General features: G+C 72.7%; 19 protein-coding genes, 2 tRNA genes, 1 pseudogene and 1 riboswitch. Of the genes and pseudogenes, 7 read left to right on the top strand and 15 right to left on the bottom strand.

Annotated elements, in window-relative coordinates; all coding sequences use genetic code 11:
* From nrfH to O145_RS03850, 3 genes are all read right to left on the bottom strand, one after another.
* Complete coding sequence (gene nrfH, locus O145_RS03840) at positions 1 to 498, bottom strand: cytochrome c nitrite reductase small subunit (protein WP_043559950.1); 498 nt, start codon at positions 496 to 498, stop codon at positions 1 to 3.
* 284 nt (positions 499 to 782) lie between these two features.
* On the bottom strand, positions 783 to 1,280 hold the full coding sequence (gene tpx / locus O145_RS03845) for a thiol peroxidase (RefSeq protein WP_043559952.1): 498 nt from the start codon (positions 1,278 to 1,280) through the stop codon (positions 783 to 785).
* Between the two features lie 52 nt (positions 1,281 to 1,332).
* Complete coding sequence (locus O145_RS03850) at positions 1,333 to 2,163, bottom strand: SDR family NAD(P)-dependent oxidoreductase (RefSeq protein WP_043559954.1); 831 nt, start codon at positions 2,161 to 2,163, stop codon at positions 1,333 to 1,335.
* Between the two features lie 250 nt (positions 2,164 to 2,413).
* Between O145_RS03850 and O145_RS03855 the strand changes: the two are divergent.
* Both O145_RS03855 and O145_RS03860 read left to right on the top strand, forming a co-directional pair.
* Positions 2,414 to 2,791, top strand: a pseudogene (locus O145_RS03855) (macro domain-containing protein); the annotation flags it as partial.
* Between the two features lie 97 nt (positions 2,792 to 2,888).
* On the top strand, positions 2,889 to 3,761 hold the full coding sequence (locus O145_RS03860; RefSeq protein WP_043559957.1) for an exodeoxyribonuclease III: 873 nt from the start codon (positions 2,889 to 2,891) through the stop codon (positions 3,759 to 3,761).
* A gap of 87 nt (positions 3,762 to 3,848) precedes the next feature.
* On the opposite strand, the gene O145_RS03865 is transcribed toward O145_RS03860, so the two are convergent.
* Positions 3,849 to 4,790, bottom strand: coding sequence for a serine hydrolase domain-containing protein (locus O145_RS03865; protein ID WP_043559959.1), 942 nt, complete (start codon positions 4,788 to 4,790; stop codon positions 3,849 to 3,851).
* 7 nt (positions 4,791 to 4,797) lie between these two features.
* Entirely contained in the window at positions 4,798 to 5,634 is an 837-nt protein-coding gene (locus tag O145_RS03870; protein ID WP_043559961.1) for an NADPH-dependent oxidoreductase, read from the bottom strand.
* 705 nt (positions 5,635 to 6,339) lie between these two features.
* Between O145_RS03870 and O145_RS03875 the strand changes: the two genes are divergently transcribed.
* On the top strand, positions 6,340 to 7,125 hold the full coding sequence (locus O145_RS03875; protein ID WP_043559963.1) for a 3'-5' exonuclease: 786 nt from the start codon (positions 6,340 to 6,342) through the stop codon (positions 7,123 to 7,125).
* A gap of 51 nt (positions 7,126 to 7,176) precedes the next feature.
* Here O145_RS03875 and O145_RS03880 read toward each other — a convergent pair whose 3' ends face one another.
* The 3 genes from O145_RS03880 to O145_RS03890 all read right to left on the bottom strand — a co-directional run bounded on the left by O145_RS03880 (position 7,177) and on the right by O145_RS03890 (position 10,198).
* Positions 7,177 to 8,301 (bottom strand): hypothetical protein, encoded by a 1,125-nt coding sequence (locus O145_RS03880; protein WP_043560054.1) that lies wholly within the window; start codon positions 8,299 to 8,301, stop codon positions 7,177 to 7,179.
* Between the two features lie 575 nt (positions 8,302 to 8,876).
* Positions 8,877 to 9,536, bottom strand: a complete 660-nt coding sequence (gene dcd / locus O145_RS03885) for a dCTP deaminase (protein WP_043559965.1) — start codon at positions 9,534 to 9,536, stop codon at positions 8,877 to 8,879.
* Positions 9,537 to 9,613: 77 nt separating this feature from the next.
* Positions 9,614 to 10,198, bottom strand: coding sequence for a TM2 domain-containing protein (locus O145_RS03890; RefSeq protein ID WP_043559967.1), 585 nt, complete (start codon positions 10,196 to 10,198; stop codon positions 9,614 to 9,616).
* Between the two features lie 205 nt (positions 10,199 to 10,403).
* Here O145_RS03890 and O145_RS03895 point away from each other — a divergent pair.
* Positions 10,404 to 10,474 (top strand) — tRNA-Gly (locus O145_RS03895).
* An 86-nt stretch (positions 10,475 to 10,560) separates the two neighbouring features.
* Here O145_RS03895 and O145_RS03900 read toward each other — a convergent pair.
* On the bottom strand, positions 10,561 to 10,953 hold the full coding sequence (locus O145_RS03900) for a DoxX family protein (protein WP_043559969.1): 393 nt from the start codon (positions 10,951 to 10,953) through the stop codon (positions 10,561 to 10,563).
* Positions 10,954 to 11,204: 251 nt separating this feature from the next.
* Positions 11,205 to 11,918, bottom strand: a complete 714-nt coding sequence (locus O145_RS03905) for a M50 family metallopeptidase (RefSeq protein ID WP_043560057.1) — start codon at positions 11,916 to 11,918, stop codon at positions 11,205 to 11,207.
* A 229-nt stretch (positions 11,919 to 12,147) separates the two neighbouring features.
* Here O145_RS03905 and O145_RS03910 point away from each other — a divergent pair, with 229 nt between their 5' ends.
* Both O145_RS03910 and O145_RS03915 read left to right on the top strand, forming a co-directional pair.
* Positions 12,148 to 12,684 (top strand): NUDIX domain-containing protein, encoded by a 537-nt coding sequence (locus O145_RS03910; RefSeq protein ID WP_043559971.1) that lies wholly within the window; start codon positions 12,148 to 12,150, stop codon positions 12,682 to 12,684.
* Between the two features lie 42 nt (positions 12,685 to 12,726).
* Positions 12,727 to 13,437, top strand: a complete 711-nt coding sequence (locus O145_RS03915) for a TetR/AcrR family transcriptional regulator (protein ID WP_043559973.1) — start codon at positions 12,727 to 12,729, stop codon at positions 13,435 to 13,437.
* Positions 13,438 to 13,555: 118 nt separating this feature from the next.
* Here O145_RS03915 and O145_RS03920 read toward each other — a convergent pair whose 3' ends face one another.
* Entirely contained in the window at positions 13,556 to 13,777 is a 222-nt protein-coding gene (locus O145_RS03920) for a hypothetical protein (RefSeq protein WP_043559975.1), read from the bottom strand.
* A complete protein-coding gene (locus O145_RS03925) occupies positions 13,774 to 18,312 on the bottom strand; it encodes a DNA helicase (protein WP_043559978.1) in 4,539 nt (1,512 codons plus the stop codon). The genes O145_RS03920 and O145_RS03925 overlap by 4 nt, the downstream gene beginning before the upstream one ends.
* A gap of 620 nt (positions 18,313 to 18,932) precedes the next feature.
* Here O145_RS03925 and O145_RS19525 point away from each other — a divergent pair.
* Entirely contained in the window at positions 18,933 to 19,199 is a 267-nt protein-coding gene (locus O145_RS19525) for an ATP-binding cassette domain-containing protein (protein ID WP_267489911.1), read from the top strand.
* A gap of 1,598 nt (positions 19,200 to 20,797) precedes the next feature.
* Here the strand turns inward: O145_RS19525 and O145_RS03940 are convergent.
* The 3 genes from O145_RS03940 to O145_RS03950 form a co-directional block, all read right to left on the bottom strand.
* A tRNA-Arg gene (locus O145_RS03940) sits at positions 20,798 to 20,870 on the bottom strand.
* 69 nt (positions 20,871 to 20,939) lie between these two features.
* A complete protein-coding gene (locus O145_RS03945) occupies positions 20,940 to 21,881 on the bottom strand; it encodes a universal stress protein (protein ID WP_043559983.1) in 942 nt (313 codons plus the stop codon).
* Between the two features lie 196 nt (positions 21,882 to 22,077).
* Positions 22,078 to 22,845, bottom strand: coding sequence for a C40 family peptidase (locus O145_RS03950; RefSeq protein ID WP_043559985.1), 768 nt, complete (start codon positions 22,843 to 22,845; stop codon positions 22,078 to 22,080).
* Positions 22,845 to 23,000: riboswitch (cyclic di-AMP (ydaO/yuaA leader) on the bottom strand. Its footprint overlaps the gene before it by 1 nt.
* Positions 23,001 to 23,078: the final 78 nt, after the last annotated feature.

Consider the following 23,078-nt stretch of genomic DNA (forward strand, 5'->3'; position numbering starts at 1 on the left):
TCACCTCTTGTGCCCGACGCCGTCGTGGCAGTGGATGCACGACACCGTCTCACCCTTGTGGGTCGAACTGTTAGTAGCCTGCTCCACGTAGTCGGAGTGACAGTAGAGGCAGGCGGCCTCGGTGATCTCGCGATTGTGCTCGCGGATCTGAATATTCTCCGGATAGTTCTGGAACGTGAACTTCAACGAGTGCCAGAAGCCGTTGTCCGCCTTGTTGATGTACTTGTGGACGATGCTGTCGTGCGGGGCGTGGCAGGAGTTGCAGGTGGCGACGTCGTGGTGGCTGCCCTTCTGCCACCCCTCGTACTCCTCGCGCATGGCGTGGCAGTTCGCGCAGGTGGCGGGGTCGTCGCCGAGGTAGCCGGTGACGCCCGAGTACTGCAGCGTGAACAGGCCCACACCCAGGACAGCGCCGAGCAGCGCCGCCAGAGCGATCCCCGACCACCCGGCGAAGGCGCGCGTGAAGCCGCGCCACAGCGACTTGATGAGACGTCTCACACGGCCCTCCCCTGCACCTGGTCGTGTCCCGGTCTCGCTGCGCGTCGTCATCGACCCTGCGCTCGCCGGACAGAACAAGGATAGCACACAACGTCATCAAAGTTGAGGTTCAGCACACGCGGCCCCGCCCCCGCCCCGCCGAGATCGGTCGAGCTCCGGCTTGAGACCGGTCCGAACGCACAGACACGCGCAGAGGCGGCCCGGACCGAGAGCATACAGCGCTCGCGGTCCGGGCCGCCCCCGGGCCGTCGTCCCCGCAGGCCCGGACCGACCCGCGGGATGCGTCAGGACAGGGCGGCGACGGCCGCCTCGTAGTCGGGCTCCTCGCCGATCTCAGAAACCTGCTGGGTGTAGAGCACCGTCCCGTCGGCGTCGAGCACGACGACCGCGCGCGAGAGCAGGCCGGCCAGCGGGCTGTCGGTCAGGGTGACGCCGTAGTCCTCGCCGAAGGCGGAGCGGAAGGCCGAGGCCGTGACGACGTCGTCGAGCCCCTCGGCGCCGCAGAAGCGCGCCTGCGCGAAGGGCAGGTCCTTCGAGACGCAGACCACGACGGTGTTGGCCAGACCGGAGGCGCGCCTGTTGAACTCGCGCACGCTCGTGGCGCACACGCCGGTGTCCACCGACGGGAAGATGTTGAGCACGACGCGGCGGCCGGACAGGGACTCGGAGTCGATCGGGCCGAGGTCGGCGCCGACCAGCTCGAAGGCCGGGGCGTGCGAGCCGACGGCGGGCAGCTCGCCGACGGAGTGAACGGGAGAACCGTGGAGCGTCATAGAAGCCATGCATTCATCATGGCAGTTAATAGGTGGACGCTCCAGTGAGATGCACAACCTTTCACTGAGGCCCGCCCGAGCTCCCGCGCCCGGCCACGCGCCGCACGAGCCAGCGCGGGGCGAGCCGCAGGGCGGCGTTGACCGTCCGGTAGCGCGCGCTCGGCGTGCAGATGACCTGGCCCCGGCGCACGGCGTCCAGGGCGGCGCGCGCCACGTCCTCGGCCCGCAGCCAGACGACGCCCGGCCACGCCGTCTCGTCCATGCCGGCCCGCCGGTGGAACTCGGTGCGGGTCATGCCCGGGTTGACCACCGTCGCCGTCACCCCGGTGCCGCGTAGCTCGGAGGCGAGCCCCTCAGTGAAGGTCCGCACCCAGGCCTTGTGGGCGGCGTAGGTCCCCATGGCCGTCAGCGCCGTCACGCTGGAGATGTTGAGGACGGCGCCGTGGCCGCGCGTCACCATCCCGGGCAGCACCGCGTGCGTGAGCTCCATGACCGCATCCACCATGACCGCCAGGGCGCGCCGCTCCTGAGCCAGCTCGCCGCCCACGAAGGGCTGGCCGACTGCGAAGCCCGCGTTGTTGACGAGCAGGTCGATCGGACGGGCGGCGACGTCGTCAGCCCCGCGGGGGCGCTCGGTCGACGCGGCCGCACGCGCCACGGTGGGCTCCAGCCGCAGGCGACCGGCGACGGCCGCCCGGCCCGCAGGTGTTGACAGGTCCGCGGGCAGCACCTCGACGCCGACGCCGGCGACCTGGCAGAGCTGCTCGGCGACGGCCGTCAGACTCTCCCGGCTGCGCGCGACCAGGACCAGGTCATGGTGCGCCTCGGCCAGCTGCCACGCCAGCTCGAGGCCGATGCCGGCGGTGGCGCCGGTGATCAGTGCGGTTCCCATAGGAGGAGCCTAGATGATCGGCTCCCCGCGAGCGGCCTGTGCGCGTCCGCGTCGCCCGGCCAGTCCGAGATCGACGCTCTCGGACGAGATCGGCGGCGACGCCGTCTCTCGTGCGAAAATGTCCGTCCCGACGCAGAACGCAGGAGGAGCCCGCCCATGATCCAGCACGCCCGGGGCGACATCCTGGCGGCCGACGTCGAGGCGCTGGTCAACGCCGTCAACACCGTCGGCGTCATGGGCAAGGGGCTGGCCCTCGCAGTTCAAGCGGGCCTACCCGGACATGTTCGACAGCTACCGCGACGCGGCCCGGCGCGGGGAGCTGAGCCCAGGGCGCATGCACGTGTGGCCCACGCGGGCCGACGGCAACCCGAGGTACATCATCAACTTCCCGACCAAACGGCACTGGCGGTCGGCCTCCCGGCTCGCGGACATCGAGACGGGCCTGGCGAGCCTCGTCGAGACGGTCGTGGGGCTCGGAGTCTCCTCCCTGGCGATCCCGCCGCTGGGCTGCGGGCACGGCGGGCTCGACTGGGGACGGGTGCGCCCCCTCATCGAGGAGGCCCTCGCCGCGCTGCCCGGGGTCACGGCCGTGCTCTACCTCCCGGCCGACGACGCCCCGCACGGCTAGAAGCACGACGACGATCGCGCCGCGGACGCCCGCACGGCTGAGCCCGCCTCCCCGCCGTCCTCACTACCCTGCCCGCCTCCCCCGCTACCCTGGGGCCATGCGCCTGGCCACCTGGAACGTCAACTCCGTCCGCACCCGCGTCGACCGCGTCATCGCCTTCCTGGAGCGCGAGGACATCGACGTGCTGGCCATGCAGGAGATCAAGTGCAGGCCCGACCAGTTCCCCCGCGCCCCCTTCGAGGCCGCGGGCTATGAGCTGGCCGTGCACGGCCTGGACCAGTGGAACGGGGTGGCGATCGCCTCGCGGGTGGGGCTGACCGACGTCGTCACCGAGTTCCCCGGGCAGCCGGGATGGGCCAGGAAGGAGGGCGCGGCCGCCGCCGTCGAGGCCCGGGCGCTCGGGGCGACCGTGGGCGCGCGAGACGCTTCGGACGACGGGAGGGCAGGCACGACTGAGACGAGCGGACCAGGGGCGCCGTCGTCGGGCGCGGTGCGGCTGTGGAGCCTGTACGTGCCCAACGGGCGGGAGCTCGCCCACCCGCACTACCGCTACAAGCTGGCCTGGCTGGCGGCGCTGCGCGAGGACGTCGGGCGGTGGCTGGCGGAGGAGCCCGGGCAGGCGCTCGCGCTGGTCGGCGACTGGAACGTGGCGCCGCGCGACGAGGACGTGTGGGACATGAGCGTCTTCGAGGACGCCACCCACGTCTCGGAGCCCGAGCGGGCGGCCTTCCGGGCGTTCGAGGAGGCGGGGCTGGCCGAGGTGACCCGCGGGCGCGTCACCAACTACACCTACTGGGACTACCAGAAGCTGCGCTTCCCGCGCAACGAGGGCATGCGCATCGACTTCATCTACGGCTCGGCGGCGCTGGCGTCACGGGTGACCGGCGCGGCCATCGACCGCGACGAGCGCAAGGGCAAGGGCGCCTCCGACCACGTGCCCGTCATTATCGACATCGCCGACGCCGCCTGACGCGCTTACTACGCTCCTTTGTCCCTTACTGTACGAGGAAAAGGAGCGTAGTAAGGAACAAAGGAGCGTAGTAAGCGCGGCGGACGGTCAGAGGGCGAGGATCTGGTCGCTCAGCTCGGGCCACTGGGTCACGTGCACCCGCCTGAAGGGCTGCGCCCCCAGGAAGACCGCCTGGCGCCGCGCCACCGGGTCCACCCAGACGAAGGAGCCCGACTGGCCGAAGTGCCCGAAGGTCGCCGGGCTGTTGGCCGTCCCCGTCCAGTGCGGGCGCTTGCGGCCGCGCACCTCCACGCCCAGCCCGAAGTCGTTGGGCGCCTGCCGGCCGTAGCCCGGCAGCACGCCGTCGAGCCCCGGGAAGGCCACCGATGTCGCCTTCGCGGCCAGGTCCGCGCCGACCAGCCTCGGCGCGGCGAGCTCGCGGGCGAAGACCGCCAGGTCGCGAGCGCTGCCCTCACCCGAGTGCGCGGGCGACCCGGGCACGAGCACGCTGGACATGCCCAGGGGCTCCAGCACCGTCGTCTCGACCCATCTCTCCAGGGGCGTCGCCGTGGCCTCCTCGAGCCGCTCGCCGAGGATCTCGATGCCCCGGTTGGAGTAGATGCGCCGCGTTCCGGGGGCGGCCAGGACGGCGTCGGAGTCGAAGGCGATGCCGCTGGCGTGGGCCAGCAGGTGGCGCACCGTGGCACCAGGCAGGGCCGCCCCGGCCGGCCCGTGCGCCGTGCCCGCCCCAGCCCGCCCGTGCGCCGTGCCCGCCCCAGCCCGCCCGTGCGCCGTGCCCGCCCCAGCCGGAGCCTCCAGGTCGAGCAGGCCGCGCTCGACGGCGACCAGCGCGCTCCACGCCACGATCGGCTTGGTCACCGAGGCGAAAGGGAAGATCTCGTCGACGTCCCCCACCTCGATGAGCGTGCGCGCGCGTCCGTCGGTGTCCAGCTCCGAGGCGACCACGGCCACAGGGAAGCCGAACCCGGCGAGCGCGGACACGGCGCGCGGTGCGGCCGAGCGGTCGGGCGAGGAGGCGGACCGCGTCATGGCGCGCTCAGCTCAGGCACAGGAGCTGCTCGTGGAGGACCTCCAGGACGGGCGCGCGAGAGGCCGCCCCCTGCCCGAGCGCGCGGGCCATCTGAGCGGAGAAGGAGTCCACGCGCCGAGAGGTGTCGCGCAGGTCGTAGTACTGCTCGACCTCGGCGTCGTAGGCGGTCAGCGCGTCCGGGTGGTCGTCGAGCTCGGGGTAGGCGTCGGTCCCGACGACGATCTCGCGCGGCAGACGGGGCTTGTACTGGGGGTCCTGGGCGGGGTGCCCAACGAGCAGGCCCAGGACCGGGTAGGTGCGCGTGGGCAGGCGGAGGGCCTTGATGACGCGGCGGACGTCGCCGATGATCGAGCCGAGGTAGGTGGTGCCCAGCCCGAGTGACTCGGCGGCGACGACAACGTTCTGCGCGGCGATGACGGCGTCCTCGACGCCCTGGAGGAAGAGGTTGGTGCGCTCCAGGGGCTCCAGGGAGGCGCCGGCGCGCTCGCGCAGGGCGGCGTTGCGGTGCAGGTCGACGACGAAGACGAACAGCTCCCCGCGGTCCCCGCCCACGTAGGGCTGGCCGGAGGCGAGATGGAGCTGCTCGCGCACGGCCGGGTCGAGGACGCGGATGATCGTGACCTGCTGCTGGAAGGAGGAGGTGGCGCTGTGCCGGGCGACGTCGAGGAGGGTGGTGAGCGTGTCCTCGTCGATGCCCTCGTCGGTGTAGGCGCGGATGGTGCGGTGGGCCATCTGGGCGGCGATGGTCGAGTTGGTGACGGGGGTCGTGGCGGGCGTGCGCAGGGCTGCGGGCGCAGGGGGGTCGGTGGGCGCTGTGGGCGCTGTGGGCGTGGTGTCGGTCATGACTCGGAGCCTAGATGATTGATTCCGCGGGCGGACCGGAGACGGGCCAGGTGGGCGGGCCGAATCCTGCGTCTCTCGCCCCTCCCTTCGCCGAGATCGTTCGTACTCCGCATCAAGATCGATTCGAGGCGTCGGCCGGGCACCTGCTGGACGGCCGTCCCGACGCAGTCTTAACCGGCTCCCCGAGAACTCGGAGGCCAGCCTCAGCAGACAGGCGGTCACACGAGCGCAAGCTGCACATGGGAGAGCAGGGCCGTCGCAGGGATAGCGCAGGTTTCCGTTGAGATTCAGCGGTTTCTCAAGATGCGTCAAGATCGGTTGACGCGCTCCCATGTGCGCAGAGGGGGGTCTGCGCACATGGGAGAGGTATCTCGGTGCTCGTCGAGATCTCATTTCCGCATGATTCCGCGGTTTCGCTCGGCGCGCACCGCAAACGAATGTGCAGCACCCCCCGACCCGGCGCCCACGGGTGGGGTCGAGCGTCCTAAAAGTGCGGCAGGAATCGCGCTGCCCCACCCGGACGCACCGGGCCCGGCGGGCCGCACCAGGCCCGCAGGCGGCGAACCCCGGCGGGCGGCGGACGAGTGCGGCAAGTGCGGCGAGCAGGACGTGCCCGACGGCGGGCAGGCGCGGCGGGCGGACGGGCCAGCTGCCCGCCGTTCAGGTTCCGCATTGGTGTGGGCGGGCGCCTATACGATGCCGCCGATGCCCTTCTACCACCGCCCCGGCCGCGCACTGCGCCCGCTGCCCGCCCTGTCCCCCGCACCCGCCGCAACGCCGGCCGCTGCCGCGCCCGCCGCGAGCGCCGCCGACGTGGGCTACGCGGTCATCGACCTGGAGACCACCGGGCTGTCGCCGGCGAGGGACTCCATTATCGAGATCGGCCTGGTGCTCCTGGGCCCCGACGGCTCCACGCAGCGCAGCTGGACCACCCTGGTGGACCCCGGCGCGAGCGTGGACGTGGGCCCCACCTACATCCACGGGCTCGTCGCCGAGGACCTCATCGGCGCCCCGGCGCTGGCGGAGGTCGCCGACCTGCTCGTGCGCGACCTGGCCGGCCGCGCCGTCGTCGCCCACAACGCCCGTTTCGATGTCGGCTTCCTCACCCAGGCCTTGGGCGCTCTCGACCGCCTGGGCCGCGGAGCCCGCATCCCGCGGGTGTGCACCATGGAGCTCGCCCGCAGCTACATCACCACCCCGTCGCGGCGCCTGGTGATGTGCTGCGAGTCGGCGGGCGTGCGGATCGGCAGCCACCACTGCGCGCTGGACGACGCCCGCGCCTGCGCCGGGCTGCTGCGCCACTACATGTCCGTGGGCCGCGAGCGAGGGGACGACGTCGTCGCCTGGTCCCGGTCCCTGGAGTCGGCGGCGGCCTTCAGCGCCTGGACGTGGGACGAGGCCGCCGCCCGGGCGCAGGAGGACCGACTGGTGCCTCGCGCCGACGACGGCGTGCTGCGCCTGCCGCGCGAGCTCCGTCGGCCCGCCGGGTGACGGGCCGGGCCGGCTCGCGACGGGCGGACCCGACCGGGGCGCGACCGGCGCTCACTCCAGGGCGACGAGGAACCCGTCGTCGTCGACCGCGACCCCGTGGGCGGCCCCGGCGATCACCTGGGCGATCCTCTCGATGAGCTCGCGCGCGGCGCCGCGGGTGCGCCGGCCCACCCGGGAGATCGTCTCGCTGCGCGCGTCGGCGGGGTCGCGCGGCACCCAGACGACGCCGTAGGAGACCACGCCCCCGGAGGCCCACGACTCGCCGCGCACCGCCAGGGGCATCTCGTCGGTGCCCAGGACCCGCACCTCGATCATGCCCCGGCTGGGGAGCTCGGGGTCGACGTCGGCGACGACGGCGTAACCGTCGCGCATCTCCTCGATGGGCTCGCCCGTGGCCATGGCGCGGTCCTCGATCTCCCCCATCTCGCGCCGCTGCCGCTCCGCCCGGCGCCACGCCTCGTCCAGGGCGTCCTCGCCGATGGAGGCCACGAGCCGCTCCAGGGCCTCCTGTCCGACGGCCTCCAGGCCGCCGGGACCGAAGATGTTCATGGTGTCCATGCGCAGGCGGGCGCCGGGTGCGACATTGCCGATGAGCGTGGCAGAGGCGTCCGGCGCGATCCACACGGGCGCGTACACGGTCAGGGAGATGGAGGTCTCCGGGTCAGGGGTGATGAGCACGGGCCGCGGTTTGCCTCCGCGGACCTCGGGGTCGCCCGCCAGGCGCAGCGCCCCCGCGAGGCGGCGGGCCATCGCCCGCATCCGGGTCAGGGCGATGAGCTCGGTGCCGGTGGGCTGGGCCAGTGGGAAGGCGTCGGAGAGCGCGTCGATGCCGGTCAGCGCGGCCGGCAGCGGACCGGAGCGCGTCGGCTTGCACTCCAGCAGCATGACCTGCGCCGCCCAGGGCGGCAGGTCGAGCAGGCCGCGCAGCTCGTCGTCCAGGTTCCAGGGCCCCTGGAGCTCGGCGCCGGGAAGCAGCTGGAGACGCGAGGCGCCGACCCATCCCGAGTGCAGGTCCTGGGACATGGCGAGGGCCTCGACCTCGTTGGCGGTGATGTCCTTGGTCATGACCAGCAGGTGGCGGGTGTCCACTCGCCCTATGGGCAGGGTGCCGACGGCGGAGAAGGTCGCGGTCTCGGTGGGCAGGGACAGAGCGAGGTCGCCTGCGCCGATGGTCATCGTGGGCGCGTCCACCTGGCTGTTCATGGTGGGCGGGGCTGCGTGGCTGCTAGCCTGACGGACGGAGCCGCTGGCTCTGCGGCCGGAACCGCCCGCACCGCGAGTCGAGCCGACGCCCTCCCGGGCCGAGCCGGCCCTGCGGCGGGCCGGGTCGCCCGCCCGCTCGACCGCGCTGACCCGCCGGGGCGAACCGGCAGCCCCGGCCGCGGCGCCGGGAGAAGCGGCAGCCCCACCGCCCTCACGCGCAAAGCCGCCGATCCCCGGCGCAGAGCCCCCGGCCCGACGACCCGTGGCGCCGGCCTGCGGAGCAGACCCGCTCACCCGACGGGCCGCACCACCGGCGTCGTAGACAGAGCCACCAGAGCCACCAGAACCCCCGGCCTCCCGAGCAGGGGGGCCTGCCCAGCGGGGCGTGCCCGCCCAGGTGCCGGCGCCTCCGGCCTCCTGGTCGGAGGCGCTCGCCCGACGGGCCGCGCCGTCGGAGTCCCGGCCGGTCCCGGCGGCCCGATGCGACGCGGCGGACCGGCGGGTCGGGGCACCGGCCCGGTGGTTCGTGCCGCCAGCTCGGTGACTCGTCATGCCTGCTCCTCGGTTCCGGCGGGGGCTGCGTCGTGCGGAGGGGCGCCCTCCGCGGTCGATGCGTCTGGATGCTCGATATGCTCGATGCGAATCCGGTGGAAGGACTTGTGGCCGCGCGACGCCGTCGGACCGCGCTGCCCCTGGTAACGCGAGCCGTGCGCCCCCGAGCCGTAGGGGGCCTGCGCGGGGCTGGACAGCCGGAAGAAGCACAGCTGGCCGACTTTCATGCCCGGCCACAGCTTGATGGGCATGGTGGCCGTGTTGCTCAGCTCGAGCGTGACATGCCCGGTGAAGCCAGGGTCGATGAATCCTGCAGTGGAGTGCGTGAGCAGGCCGAGGCGCCCCAGGCTCGACTTGCCCTCCAGGCGGGCGGCGACGTCGTCGGGCAGGGTGACGCGCTCGTAGGTGGAGCCGAGCACGAACTCGCCGGGGTGGAGGACGAAGGGGTCGTCTGGGCCGACGTCGATGAGGTGGGTGAGCCCGTCCTGCTCGACAGCCGGGTCGATCACCGGGTAGCGGTGGTTGTCGAACAGGCGGAACCAGCGATCCAGTCGCACGTCGATCGAGGCGGGCTGGACCATCTCGGGATCGTAGGGGTCGAGGACGACACGGCCGACGTCGAGCTCGGCGCGGATGTCGCGGTCGGAGAGCAGCACGGGGCTGATTGTGCCAGAGGCCAGCGGCCCGAGGGCGCGGGCCCGCGCGAGTCCGGCGCACGCGCGCGGGCCTGACCTCAGCTGGACAGGGGCACGCCGCGGGCGTCCACACCCCAGGGCTGAGAGCCGGGCTGTGCGCTCAGGATGAGGATGCCCTCGACAAGGGCCCAGATCTGGATGCCCAGGACGATGAAGATCCCGATGACGATAATGGAGAGGACAAAGCCGACGATGGTCCCCACCAGCTGGCCGATGGCCTTGTTGGTGTAGCCCAGGTAGAAGTTGTGGACGCCGAGCGTGCCCAGGAAGATGCCGAGCAGGCCTGCGGCGACCTTGGACTTCTGGTCGTAGTAGCCGACGCCGGCCTGCGGGTAGGGCATCTGCCCGGGGGCGGCGCCGGGGTAGTAGCCCTGCTGGGCCCCGGGGTCCTGCGCGTAGGCGGCCCCGCCGGGCTGCTGGAACCCGGGCTGCTGGAACCCGGGCTGGGCGCCCGACGGCGCGGAGGCGTAGGGGCTCGCAGCCGAGTAGGGGGCGCCCGACGGCGCGGAGGCGTAAGGGCTCGCAGCCGAGTAGGGGGCGCCCGACTGGTTGACGTCGGCGCCGGAGGCGGAGCCGATGGGCATCGTCGGCGGGTACTCAGAGGGGTCGTACGCGTTACTCATCAAGAGCCTCTCACGATGTGGGTGGGGAAGGGCCGCCCGAGTGCGACGGCTCGTGGCACAGGCTAGCGGCTTCTCCGGTCAGACTTCCACGATGGGAAGACGGTAAGAAGTAATACGCCGCCGACGCCGCCCCGGCCCCCGGGGCACGTTTTCCGGTCCGAGCCCATGTGGGGTATGCTGCTCCAGCACCTTCCAGCAGGTGAGCGCGGGTGTAGTTCAATGGTAGAACTTCAGCTTCCCAAGCTGACAGCGCGGGTTCGATTCCCGTCACCCGCTCCGGCAGGGCCCGGGACCGCGATGGTTCCGGGCCCTCTTGCTGCAGGGCGCAGTGACCAGCCGCGGCCGCTCGCCGCAGCGCGGGGTCAGCACCTGCGCCCGGCCACCACGAGCAGCAGGCCGCCGGTAATGGCGGCGTTGCTCAGGGTCCCCGAAACGGCTGTGCGCCGCTTGGCCTTGTCCGCGATCTTCCAGAAGGGGTGCCCGACGACCGTCGTCGGGATGAGCATGCTCACAAGTACGGCAGCGGACAGGCGCGGTGCTACGCCCAGGGCGAGGGCGCCGCCGGCGAGCACCATGCCCGCGCCGTTGAGCCTGACCAGGTCCTCCCCCGCCACCTCGGTGACGACGCCGTACTCCTCCTTCGCGGCTTCGACCTTGGGGGCGAGCAGGCGGGCGCCCTTGAACTGGCTGATACCGCCATTGATGAAGACGCCGGCCAGGAGGCCTCGGGCGAGAAAGGTGACAGGACCGGTCATGGTGCTCCTCGGGTGAGTAGTCAGGGTGTCTTTGCACCAGCGTATCGGTCGAAGCCGCCCGGCACTGTGACGCCCGGCATCCCCGCGTCCTCGGCCTCGGCCCTGACCGCGGGCGCGCTTCAGGTCGTTGACCACCCGCATGCACGCCTGTGCGGGCATTCTCGGCCTTCTCGACCGTCCTCGTCCCGGCCGCTTAGGCGCTGGGCCCCGGCCGCCGTCGTCTGCCGGGACTGCGGCGCCCGGCCCGGCGCTCAGGTCAGGGCGCCCCATATGCTCCACGCCACGACGCCGGTCGCGGCGGCGTCGACGAGGAACCAGGTGACCAGCCACAGGCCGGCCGGCACACCGGTGAGCGCCGCGAGCGTGCGATGGTCCTGCGCACCGTCCCGGGAGGCGGCGACGTCGCGCAGGGAGTCCCAGGCTCCCACGAGCAGCGCCAGGCCCACCCCGGCGACAAGACCGGCGCGCAGCGGGGCGCCGGCCGTGCTGTCGCTCCACCACCACAGGCCGAATGTGAGCGCCCCCACAAGGGCGACGAGGACCACCGTGCGCACCGAGCGGGACATGACGAGCAGCACCATGAGGGCCACCAGGGTCAGGATCAGGACGAGGCCGCCCCACCCCGCCAGCGCGGCGAGAGCGACCAGGGCGCCGAGCACCGCGGGCGCGGGATAGCCCGACCAGGTGGTGAAGACCCGTCCGGGGCCGCGCTCCTTGCCCGCGGTCACGGCGTGCCCGGCGAGGTTCTTCTCGACGACGAAGCCCTGGAACTTCCGCCCCACGAGCATGCCGGCCCCGGCGTGGCCGGCCTCGTGCACGATGGTGACCAGGGTGCGCCCCCAGCGCCGCGCCGTCGGGAAGGCCAGGACCGCCGCCAGGACCGCCAGGGCGATCCACAGGGCGAGCTGGTCGGAGGCGATGCGGGACAGGGGGTCGGACCACCAGGAGCTCCAGTCAGTGTTCACGTCCGGAAGTGTGCCACACTCCCCCTCGCCGAGATCGGTCCGGTTCCGCGCCGAGATCGGTCCGAGGCGCCCGCCGGGCACCAGTCCCCCCTCCCCGCACAGCGAGGCTCTCACAGAAAAGCACAAATATCCTCAGGGACGCGCGCCGCCCCCCTCCCCGCACAGCGAGGCTCTCACGCTCGGACCGGGCCCCGCGCCCCACTGGAGTCAGTCATCTAAAGTCCCGGGCATGACCGATCTCCCCTCGTCGCGGCTCGTCGTGGCGGCCGCCGTCGTGGACCGCCTCGCCCGCCCCACCGTCATGCTGTGCGCCGCCCGCTCCTACCCGGCCGAGCACGCCGGCCAGTACGAGCTGCCCGGCGGCAAGGTCGAGCCCGGCGAGACCCCGACCCGGGCGCTGGCGCGCGAGCTGGCCGAGGAGCTCGGCCTGACGGTCGTCCTCGGAGAGGAGGTCCGCCCGCCCTCGGGCCTCGCCGTGCCGGCCCCGGCGCCCGCCCCCGCCGCGGCCGGGTCCGCGCGCCTCCCCAGAAGCTTCCCCGACGACGACGCCCCCGCCTGGCCCGCCATGCACGGGTACCGGATGCGCGTGTGGCTCGCGGAGCCGGCCGACCCCGACCACGGCCCGCAGCGCGGGGGCGCGCACGAGTCAGTGCAATGGGTCACCTGGGACGATCTCGGGGCGCTGCCCTGGCTGGAGGCCGATCTGCCCATCCTGGCGGCGATCCGCACCGCGGCGACCCCGCCAAGAGCCGCACATCCTTTCTGACGGTTCTCGCGATTCCGTCACCTCGTAGGTTAGGGTGGCCATATGCCGAAGATCATGGGAAGCTCGCTCGCCGAGCACCGCGAACGAACCCGTACCGCCCTGTTCGACGCTCTGTCGGAGCTGATGGCCAAGCGCTCCTTCGACAAGATCACCCTGTCCGACGTCGCCTCGCACGCCGGCGTCGGGCGCACCGCGGTCTATAACCACTTCGCGGACAAGGAGGACCTCCTCCTGGCATTCATGGAGCACGAGACGGCCCGCTACGCCGAGGAGCTCTCCGCCGCGCTGGCGGGGGTCGAGGACCCCATTGACCGGCTGCGCGTCTACGTGCGCCAGCAGGCCCTGATCAAACGGCACTTCCACTTCCCCTCCTCCGGGCCGCTGGCGAACTCGGTCTCCCGCGGCACGGCGGGCCGGCTGCGCGCCCACGCCGGGCTCATGGCGCAGATGCTCGCCCAGATCCTCACCGACGCCGTCGCCACCGGGGCGATCCCGCCCCAGGACCCCGCTCAGGTCATTCCGCTCGTGCACGCCTGCGTCATGGGCGGTCGCCCGACACCGACGGAGCCGGCCGCCCGCGCCGCCTACCTCGACGCCCTGGACACCTTCGTGCTGCGCGCGGTCGGCGCCCCCGTGCCGGAGCACGGGGTCCCGGCGGTGCCCCCCACCCACGCCACCCAGGACATGAGCGACGAGGCGCAGGCCGAGATCTCAGTGCCCTCAGTGCCCTCCGTGCGCGCCGTCGCGGGCTGACCGGTCGCCGATCGGCCCGGGCCGCGGCGCACGCCCCGGCTGCGCGGCCCAACCGATCTCGGCGCGGAAGTGAACCGGTCTCGAGCCGGAATACGACCGATCTCGGCGAAGGCTCGGCTCACCCCCAGTGCGGTGGGACGTCGCGCAGGAGCTGGGCGTCATTGGCGCTCTCCTCGCCGTCGCGGCGCCCGCTCACCCCGCCCTCGCGGGCGCGCGCATCGGCCAGGGCGTCGAGGCTCTGACGGCGCTCGGTCTCGGCGTCCGCCTCCGGGCTCTCGCCGCGCGCGACCCGCGCCCGGTCCTGCGGCGAGAGCGCGACGACGCGCCGCCTGCCGCTCACCGCGTCCGCCGCACGGCGTTGGAGAGCACCGCGCTGATGCCCGCGCCGTGGCGCGTCAGGGCGAGCGCGGCCCGGAGCTCCTCGACCTCGGACCGCTCGTCGCGCTGGACGCCGTCGGAGCGTATCCACGCGATCATGTCGTCGAGCTGGTCGTCGGAGTAGGCCTGCAGCGGCAGGCCCTCGGCGATCGGGGGCCGCTGGGCCCGCCCGGCCTGCGAGCCGGCGGCCTTCGGGCCCGGGCTCGCCGCCCGGCCGATCGCCCTCGTCCCACGGACCGCTCTGGGCGGGGACGCCGCCCCGCGCGGGGACGCCGCCCTGGCCGGCGACGACGCCGCGTGCGCGGGCGAGGGCACCACCGCGGGCGGGGGCGCCGCGGGAGGCGGCGGGGCCATCTCCTCGGTGTCCTCCAGGTCCTCCATGTTCGTCGGGAGCCTCGGCGCGCCGGGCACCGGCTCGCTCCTGGAGCGCTCGGTGAGGACCGACATCACCAGCGCCTCGACGCGGCGCGCCTCCGCCTCGGGGTCGACGAAGACCCCGGCCGAGAATGCCGTGTGCACGAGCCAGCCCCGCCGCTGGAGCCGCTCCACCCAGTGGCGGTCGCGGCGCCGCAGGCTCGGCTCGGCGACGTAGGCGTCATCGTCGGTGACCACCGCCACGAACAGCTCTCCGGGGTAGTCGGGGTGGCCGATGGCCAGGGGGATGCGCGGCCCGCCGGGCACGCCGTAGCGGGGCACCACCTCCAGGCCCTTGCGCCACAGGTGCTCGGCGAGGTCCACCAGGAGCCGGTCGGGCACCGCGGCGTCCTCGATCTCCACGGCGTCCGTCCCCGAGGCGCGCAGGAGCACCTCGCGCAGCAGCCGGGCCCCCGGGGCGTGCAGCCGCTCGGGGTCGAGGTCGTCGGGCCCCAGGCAGGAGACGACCTGGGTACGGCCCCGGGAGACGCACAGCGCCTCCACCAGGCCCACCATGCCCCCGGCCCGGGAGACGGAGCCGAAGCTGTGGATGGTGCGGCCGTGCGGCGTCTTGGCGTAGCCGACCGAGACGATCGCGTGGTCCCGGCGCAGCGAGCGCGCCTCGGACAGGTCCACGACGACGAAGGGCTCGGCGATCCCGGAGGCGAAGAACTTCTCCAGGGCCACCGAGCCGGCCGCGGCGCCGGCGACGGCCTTGCGGATCTCCTCGGCGTGTCGGGCGTTGAGGGCCACGACCGCCAGCGAGCGCTCGGGGCGGCCCAGCGCGTGGTCGATGACCAGGTCGACGACGCGCTCGACCTCGGCCTGCACCGACTCCACAGCCATCTGCCCGGGGGCGGGCATGCCGCGCCCGTCGACGAGGTCGAGTGACAGGCTGGAGGTCCCCGGCGGGGAGGGCACGGCCTCCACGACCCCCTCGTAGCCGTTGGTCGCAAGGAAGGCGGCGATCCGCGGGTCGAGGGTGTTGCGGCCGGTGGGCAGGGTGACGCTGGGCAGCAGCGGCCCGAGCTCGGCCGCCAGGCCGGTGGTGGCCCGCCGCGGGTCGCCCACGACCAGGACCTGCTCGGCCCGCACGAAGGCCGGCATCACCTGGGCAACCGGCATGTGGGCGCTCGCGTCCAGGATCGCCAGGTCGACCACGGCCTCCGGCCTGAGCACCTGGGGGACGAGCGTGGGCGGCACGATCCACACCGGCTTGGCCACCATGGCCACTGGGTGGGCGGCGATGATGTCGCGCAGCGGCACGCCGTCGTCGCGCGACAGGGCGCGGTAGAGCTCGCGCGCGGACTCCTTGTCGGTCTCGACGGCGGTGCGCACCCGGCGGGCGCAGGCGTGAGCCACGGGCGCCGCCAGGGAGGCCACCTGGGCGGTGTCCAGCTCGCGCAGCGAGTCGGCCAGGTCGTTGAGGGCGTGCGCGTCGAGCCCGCCCAGGGCCGGGTCGTCGCGCAGGATCTGCGCCAGCAGCGAGGACCACCAGCAGTAGGTGAGCTCGTCCTCGATCTGGCCGGCGTCAATGGCGCGGTCGGACAGGTCCTGGGCCAGCGCCGTCAGGCCCAGCTCGTCGAGCTGGGTCACGACACGGCCGAGCTCGGGGAGGATCTGGGCGGTGGTGTCGTCGTCGGCCAGGGCGCGCACGCGGGCCTCGAGGTCCTTCAGCGGCATGGCCATGAGGTCCGGGGCGTCCGGCGCGCGCCCGAGCACGGGCTGGACCTCAGCGACGGCCTTGCGGGCCCGGGTGGCGACCGCCTCCATCTCGTCCAGCCCGGGCGGCAAGGTGGGCCAGCCGCCGTCGGGGTCGTGACGGCGCCAGACCTCGCGGCGCTGCTGGACCTTGACCAGCTCGGCGTGCAGGTCGTCCACGTCGCGCCCCGGACGCACCAGGTCCTTGGCCTGCCGGATGAAGCGGCGACGGGTCGAGGCGCCCATCTCGATGTCGCGCTCGTCGCGCCACCGCCTGGTGGCCGTGGCGATGACCATGTCGGCGGCCGAGCGCTCGAAGACCTCGGGCGTGAAGACGTCGAGGGACTCGCGCACGCCGTCGAGCATCTCCAGCTGCTCGCACCAGTCGGCGAGGGTGGCGGCGCGGGTGAGCCCGGCGCCGAGGGCGACCTCCTCGGTGTGACGCACGACGGCGGGCAGGAGCCCGTCGGCGAGCCTGCTCAGCTGGGCGAGCACGTCGGTGGCCTCGTCGATGTCGGCGATGGTGATGCCGTTCCAGGCCGAGGCGCGCGTGCGCGGGGAGAAGACGCCCAGCATGTTGGCGCGGGTGAGGAGCTCGACGGCGCGGGCGCGGCCGTCGTCGTCGAGCCGCTCCAGGCGCCCCGGCGCGACCCGCTCCTTGGTGCGGGCACGCACGCGCCCGGTGGTGAGGTCGGCGAGCCGCTGCAGGGCGTCGTAGGCGGACACTCCCCAGGGCTTGCGGGGCTCGTGGAGGGCCTCGACGTAGCGGGTCAGCCGGGTGCGCACCGCGGTCAGGCGCTCGCGCATGCTGACGATGGCGGCGACGTCGAGCTCGGGCGGCATTGAGCCGAGGGCCTCCTTGATGCCCTCGCCGGCGTGGCGGCGCCAGGAGGCGTCCTCGGTCAGGTCGAGCACGATGTCGCCGAGCCCCAGGTCGCGCAGCGCATCGGCGACGGCGTGCCCGTCGGCGCTGGTGGCGGGCACGTGCAGCACGGTGCGGCCCGAGGCGGCGGCGTCGGCGACGACGGCGGCCAGGGTGGCGGCGACGTCGGAGCCGGGAGGGGCGTCCAGGAGCAGCGAGGCGCCCGAGCCGACGGCCTCGACGGCGTCGAGCTGGGCGGGGTCGAGGTCGCCTGCGCCGCGCTCAGCCTCGGGCACGCGGTCCTCGGCGCGGGGGGCGGGCAGCTCGACGTCGAGCGCGTCGCGGGCGATGTCGTCCCCGGCGAGCGCGGAGACGAGGGCGGAGGTGCGGGCGCGCTCGACGGTGGCGTCGAAGTCCTCGATGAGCGCCTGGCCGGGGTGGACGAAGGCGCCCACGACGAGGCGCTCGTGGATCTCGAAGCCGGGCAGGTACTCCCGGCCCAGGCCCCCGAGGCGGGCCAGTGCGGCGCGCGGGGTGAAGCCCTCGGCGGACAGGGCTGCGTGGGCGATGGCCTCGACGTCGGTGGTCGAGCCGTAGCGCCGCAGGGCCCGGGTGAGCACGGGGTTGAGCTCGATGGAGGGGTCCAGGGTGAGGGAGGCCTCGGCGGTGGCGCTGGACAGCCGCACGGGGCGCAGCAGCACGGGGGCGTTGACGTTGCGCACGATCATGCGGCCGCCGGCGGGGCCGGCTCCGGGGCTCGCGGATGCGGGGCCGGTAGCTCCAGTCGAGCCGGCCGCGGCAGCGGGGGTGCCGGCGGTTCCGGTAGTGGGACTCGCGGCGGCGGAGGCGGCGCTGGGGCTCGCAGCGGCGGCCGGGCCGGAGACCTCGGCCGGGCTGGAGGCCCCAGGACTGGTGGCCCCGGCCGGGCTGACGGGGCTATCCGCCGAGTCGGCCGCGTCGTCGGCCCTGGGGCCGCTCTCCGCGGGGCCGCCCCGGGACCGCGACGCGAACGGGATGCCGAGCTGCGGCGCGGGCTCGTCGGCCGGCACGGTCTCGGTCCAGGTCGCCACGCCGATGGCGAGGTAGACGGGGGCGACGCCGAACTGCCGGGCCAGCCGGTCCGTGTGCCCGGCGACGTCCTTCAGGCTCTGGCGGGCCTGCGCCAGGGCCTCGCTCTCGCGCACGAGATTGCCCAGGTGGGTGGGGCGTCCGGCGTACAGCTGCGCCAACCCGGAGGGGTGGGCGGTCGTGAGGTCTACGACGGCGTCGAGCAGCCCGATGTTGTCCAGGCTGGAGACTCCCCCCAGGTCGATGAGCTCGTCACGCCAGGCGGTCAAGGCGTTCTCCACCACCGCCCGGCGCTCCGGGGACGCGGGCGGGGCAGGAGGCGCGGCGGGCGGTTCGGGCTCCTTCCGAGGCGCGGGTGGCGAAGGAGCGGACGCCGCAACGCCTTCGGGCTGAGCCGTCGGTCCGCTGGTGCGGCGCCGGCTGCGTCCGAATGAGAAGAGTGAAGGCGTCATATCCCCAACATATCGGCAGGAGGGCGCCAAAGGGCGCAGACGCACCGGGGCGGGTCGCGCGGGTCTCGTCGGATGCGGTCTGGGCCACCGGCAGAGCGGACGCGTTCGTCGAAGCCGCCGGATGGTTCAACCCTATGTCCGCAGGCGCCCCCGCGCACAGCCCCCTCGCCGAGATCGGTCCGGTTCCGCGTCGAGATCGGTCCGGTTCCGCGTCGAGATCGGTCCGGTTCATTCGCCAACGAGCCGGCCGGGAAGGCCTTGGCCGGCACCGACGGGGCTGTGGCTATGGCCGCCGACCTGCAGGCAGTCAAGGGGCGCACGAATGGCCTACGGGCCGATTCATGCATCACACTTCGACAGCATAAGATATGCATAAGACGATCAGCGGAACTCACTCGCATAAAGAGGAGGCCTCTCGATGTTCCGTGCGGACGTACGCAAGATGATTCTCGGCGGCGTCCTCAAGGGCGCGCGGAGCCGTTCAAGTCTGCGCGCAGATGGGATTCCCCGTGCCGGACTCCTGCCCCTCCTACGCCTACCCCACCTTTGATTACTGACCCGATACGGCAGCGAGTCCGCTTCGCATGTGGGCCACGGAACTGACTGCCGTTGACCTGCACGTGAGTCTGAGGCGTCACCCGGCCCTCAGGGGCATCGACCTGTCGTGCTCGGGCGGCACCACCGCCCTCGTAGGCCCCAACGGCAGCGGCAAGTCCACCCTGCTGCGCACGATCATGGGACTGACGGCGGCGACCTCCGGGCTGATTCACGTCGCCGGGCGCTACACGATGCGGGAGGCACTCGACTATGCGACCTGGACCTCGCCCAGCAGGCCTCCTTCCGCAAGGTCATCGCAGAGCCGGCCCAGGAGTCCGCAGTCCTGCTGACCACGCACCACACGGAGGATGTCGAGCGTCTGGTCGACAACGTCGTCGTCATATCGGAGGGGAGCACGGTATGGAGCGGTGACGTGACCGGGCTCGAAGACCCCGCGGAACAGGACACGGATGAGAAGCCTCCGGCCCCGGGCTCGTGGATCGAGGCCTCCGTCTCGGGTCTTCTCTCCGAGAATCACGGCGGAGGCCACTCGTAATGGGTCGTAATGGGTCGTAATGGGTGCAGAACAGAGACGGTGGTAACCAGGTGTGGAATGGGGTGTCCGCCTGTACCTGGGCCGCCGGCCTGCTCGCCGTCGTCCTCGTCAAATCCTTCGGGCGCTAGTGGGGGTGGGAGTACGAGTGGCTATGGGCCATGGGCACCCTCTCCTTCTCCTCGATCTTTCTCGTCCCCCTGTGTGCAGGTATTGCCGGACCTTCCAGGGGGCGAAGGCCGACGTTCGGACGCATGTGGAGCCGTACCTCGCCGCGCTTCAGAGCGTCGGCGTCGAGACACCCGATCGAGTGACTCAGGAGTAACGACGGCGGCGACTCTCTGGTTATCGAGTCGAACGACATTGCGGACCCAGACGACCAGAGAATCAGGAGCTCTCTGCTCGACTGGCTTGGTCGCGACAGATGCGCGTCGTGGAGCGGGAACCGAGATGAGGACCCTTCACGGATCATCTGGGACTGGTTGACTGGTTGAGTCCTGCGCGCCGAAGGCGTTCCGAAGCATTTCGTGACAAACGTGGATCTGGCCTCCATGAGTATTGAACAGCAGGACGAGACGCTGCGCACCGCGGTCAGCCGGCTCGCGCAGTGCAAGCGGTGACCAGCGCCACCGGAGCTCATTGGGCCGGGGGACACGCCTCCTGTCGCAGGGCCAGAATCGGAGGCTATCGGCCACGGCACAAGCGCTAGCATCGCCCTATCGACCGGCGCTGGTTAGTGGTGCTGCGCTATCTTCGTGTGCCCGAGGTCGCGCTCGCCTGTGCCCTGTCGGTCTGCTGTGCCTTCTTCCTCCCCAGGAACCCGTCCCGGTACCCGGGCGGCTGAATGTCTACGCGGTTGTCATCAACGCGGTCCCCGTCCTGCCCGCACTCGCCATCATGGCCTCAGCGGCGAGCGTGGGGGCGCGCGAAGCCGTCTCCGCTCGCGGAAGGCTGAGAGTGCTCGCCCCAGCCCTTCTTATCAACAGCGCCCTGATCGCTCTCACCAGCGCAATCGCCTGGACCGCCGGAGTCCGGACCTTCGCTCGCAACGGACTTATCCTGTCCTTCGCCGGCACAGCCCTCGCCATATGTGTCGGCACCAGAGCGGCAGGCGTCCTGGTCGTCTGCGTCAACTGGCCTCTTGGGGCGGACGCGCCCGATGAAACGAGATGGCGGTCCTGGCTCATGGCCTCGGCCGGTCGGACCTCCGCGTGGGCACGTGGCGAGCTCACGACCACGTGCGTCCGGCCCGGCTCAGGTACTGCCTGAACCGATCTCGACGCGGAAGTGAACCGATCTCGACGAAGGGGCGGGAGGCGGGGCGGCCGAGGAGCGGGGAAGGGACTGCCCGGGCCGGGCCCGACCGTCGTCGGACCCGCCCGGACCTCCCGCCAGTGCCCCCGGCGCGATTCGAACGCGCGACACCCGCTTTAGGAGAGCGGTGCTCTATCCCCTGAGCTACGAGGGCACAGCCCAACCCTACCGCACGCTGCGCCGGGCTGAGACACCCGGCGCCGCGCAACGGATCACGCCGTGGTCAGGCGCGCTTCCAGGGAGTGCCCGGGTTGCGCGAGGCGGGGCCGTCGTCGCCCTTGGTTCGGGCGGGCACCACCATGACCGGGCAGGAGGCGTGCGACAGGACGCCCTGGCTCACCGACCCCAGCAGCAGCCCGGAGAACCCGCCGCGCCCGCGCGAGCCGACGACGACCAGGTCCACCGCCGTCGAGAACTCCGCCATGAGCTCGGCCGCGTTGCCGTCCAGGGCGTGGCGGCGCACCACCACCGCGGGGTGCCCCTCGACCGCGTCGGCCACGGCCCGGTCCAGGCCGGAGCGGACGTCGGCGAGAACCTGCTCGCGGTCGACGGCAGCCGGCAGCCACGCCAGGGCGCCGGCTCCGGAGGCCATGGGCACGGCGGCAATGGCGGTGAGCTCGGCCTCCCAGGCCTCGGCCTCGTGCACGGCCCAGCGAAGCGCCTTGCGGGCCGACTCCGAGCCGTCCACACCGACCACGATGCGGCGCACGGGCGTGTACTCGGCGCCCTCGGTGTGACGGGGCACCACGACCGTGGGGCAGTGGGCGTGCGCCGGCAGCGCCGAGGAGACGGTGCCGAGCAGGCGGTCGGCGAAGCCCCCGCCGCCCCGGGTTCCGACGACGGCGAGCGCCGCCTCGCCGGACAGGTCGACGAGCACCCCGGCGGGGTCGCCGGTCTCCAGGGAGCTGGTCACCGCCACGTTCCTGCCCTGCACCCGGGCGACCGCTTCATCGACGACGGCCTGGGCGCCCGAGCGCACGGCCGTGTCGTCGAGAGCCGCGTACCCGCCGTCGAGAGAGGCCGTGGTGAAGGAGGGCAGGGAGTATGCACACAGAATATGCACCCGCCAGTCGTTGCGCGCGGCTCTGGCCACCGCCCAGTCGACCGCACCGAGAGACTCCGGTGATCCATCGACTCCGACCAGGATGACTCCGTCTTCGGACATGACTTGTGCCCCTTTCTCCGGGCGCCGGGAATCCGATACGGATCATTCTGCCCCGCAATGCCGTGTGCTCAAAGCCACTGAAAGCCACCGCCGCGTGTGGACTGCGTCAACAAGCCGCCTCCACCCGGAACGCGCACGACGGCCGCCCCGGAGGGGGCGGCCGTCGTGCTGCGGATGACAGGCGGTATGGGCGGCCTCAGGCGACCCGCACGTAGCCGATCGGGGTCTCGTAGATGTCGCGGTAGACGACGCCGGTGGCCTCGGTCCCGGCGTCGATCATCTTGCCGTCCCCGGCGTAGATGCCCACGTGGTGGCCGAAGTAGACGATGTCGCCGGGCTGGGCCTCGGCGGCGGAGACGAGCCTGCCCGCCGACCCCTGGGCCTGCGCGGTGCGCGGCAGGGAGATGCCCATCTGCGCGTAGACGTACTGGACCAGGCCCGAGCAGTCGAAGGCGTCCGGGCCGGCGGCACCGGAGACGTAGGGGCGGCCGACGTACTGCATGGCGATCGCCACGGCGCCGCCAGCGTTGGAGGCGGGCGCCGGAGCCGTTGAGGCGGAGGTCTCGGAGGCGTTGGTGGCCGTCGTCGCGGAGTCGTCCGTCTTCGCGGCCGTGTCGGCCTGCGGAGCAGGTTCCTCGGGGGGAGCCTCCGCGGTGACCTCCTCGGCCACGTCGGCGTCGGTCTTGTTGGCAGTGGCGTTCGGGGAGATCTGGATGGCCGGGTTGGTCAGAACCGCATCACGCGCACCGGCTGCGAGCGCGCCGACACCGGTGTCCTTCAGCGATCCGGCGGAGTCGGCAGCCTCTGTGCCACTGGCGGCCGACGCGCCGGAGGCGATCATCGTCAGTGCGAGCCCCGAGGAGGCGGCGGCGGCGAGGCTGCGACGCGCCACAGGGGTGACGGACGTGACGGGACGGGAATCCTTGCGGTGACGGGCCCTGGGGCGAGGCTTGGTGGTGGACATCTTTCTCCTTATTGAGCTGCCGAGGTGAGCTGTCGGGTTCGGACTGGAGAAGCCCGGCCTGCTCCCGCAGGCTTCACCCCATAGGCCCGCAGTTCACCCGCGGGCCAGTCGTGGTTCCCCCGTTCCTGCCGTGGTTCGGGAAAGGAGCCCCGGCTCGAGCGGCAGGACAAAGCCTCGAGCCAAGGATCGCGGGGATGGCCTCGCGACATGGGTAACGGTACCCGAGAAGTACC

The organism is Actinomyces israelii DSM 43320 (genome assembly GCF_000711965.1).
GTDB classification, from domain to species: domain Bacteria; phylum Actinomycetota; class Actinomycetes; order Actinomycetales; family Actinomycetaceae; genus Actinomyces; species Actinomyces israelii.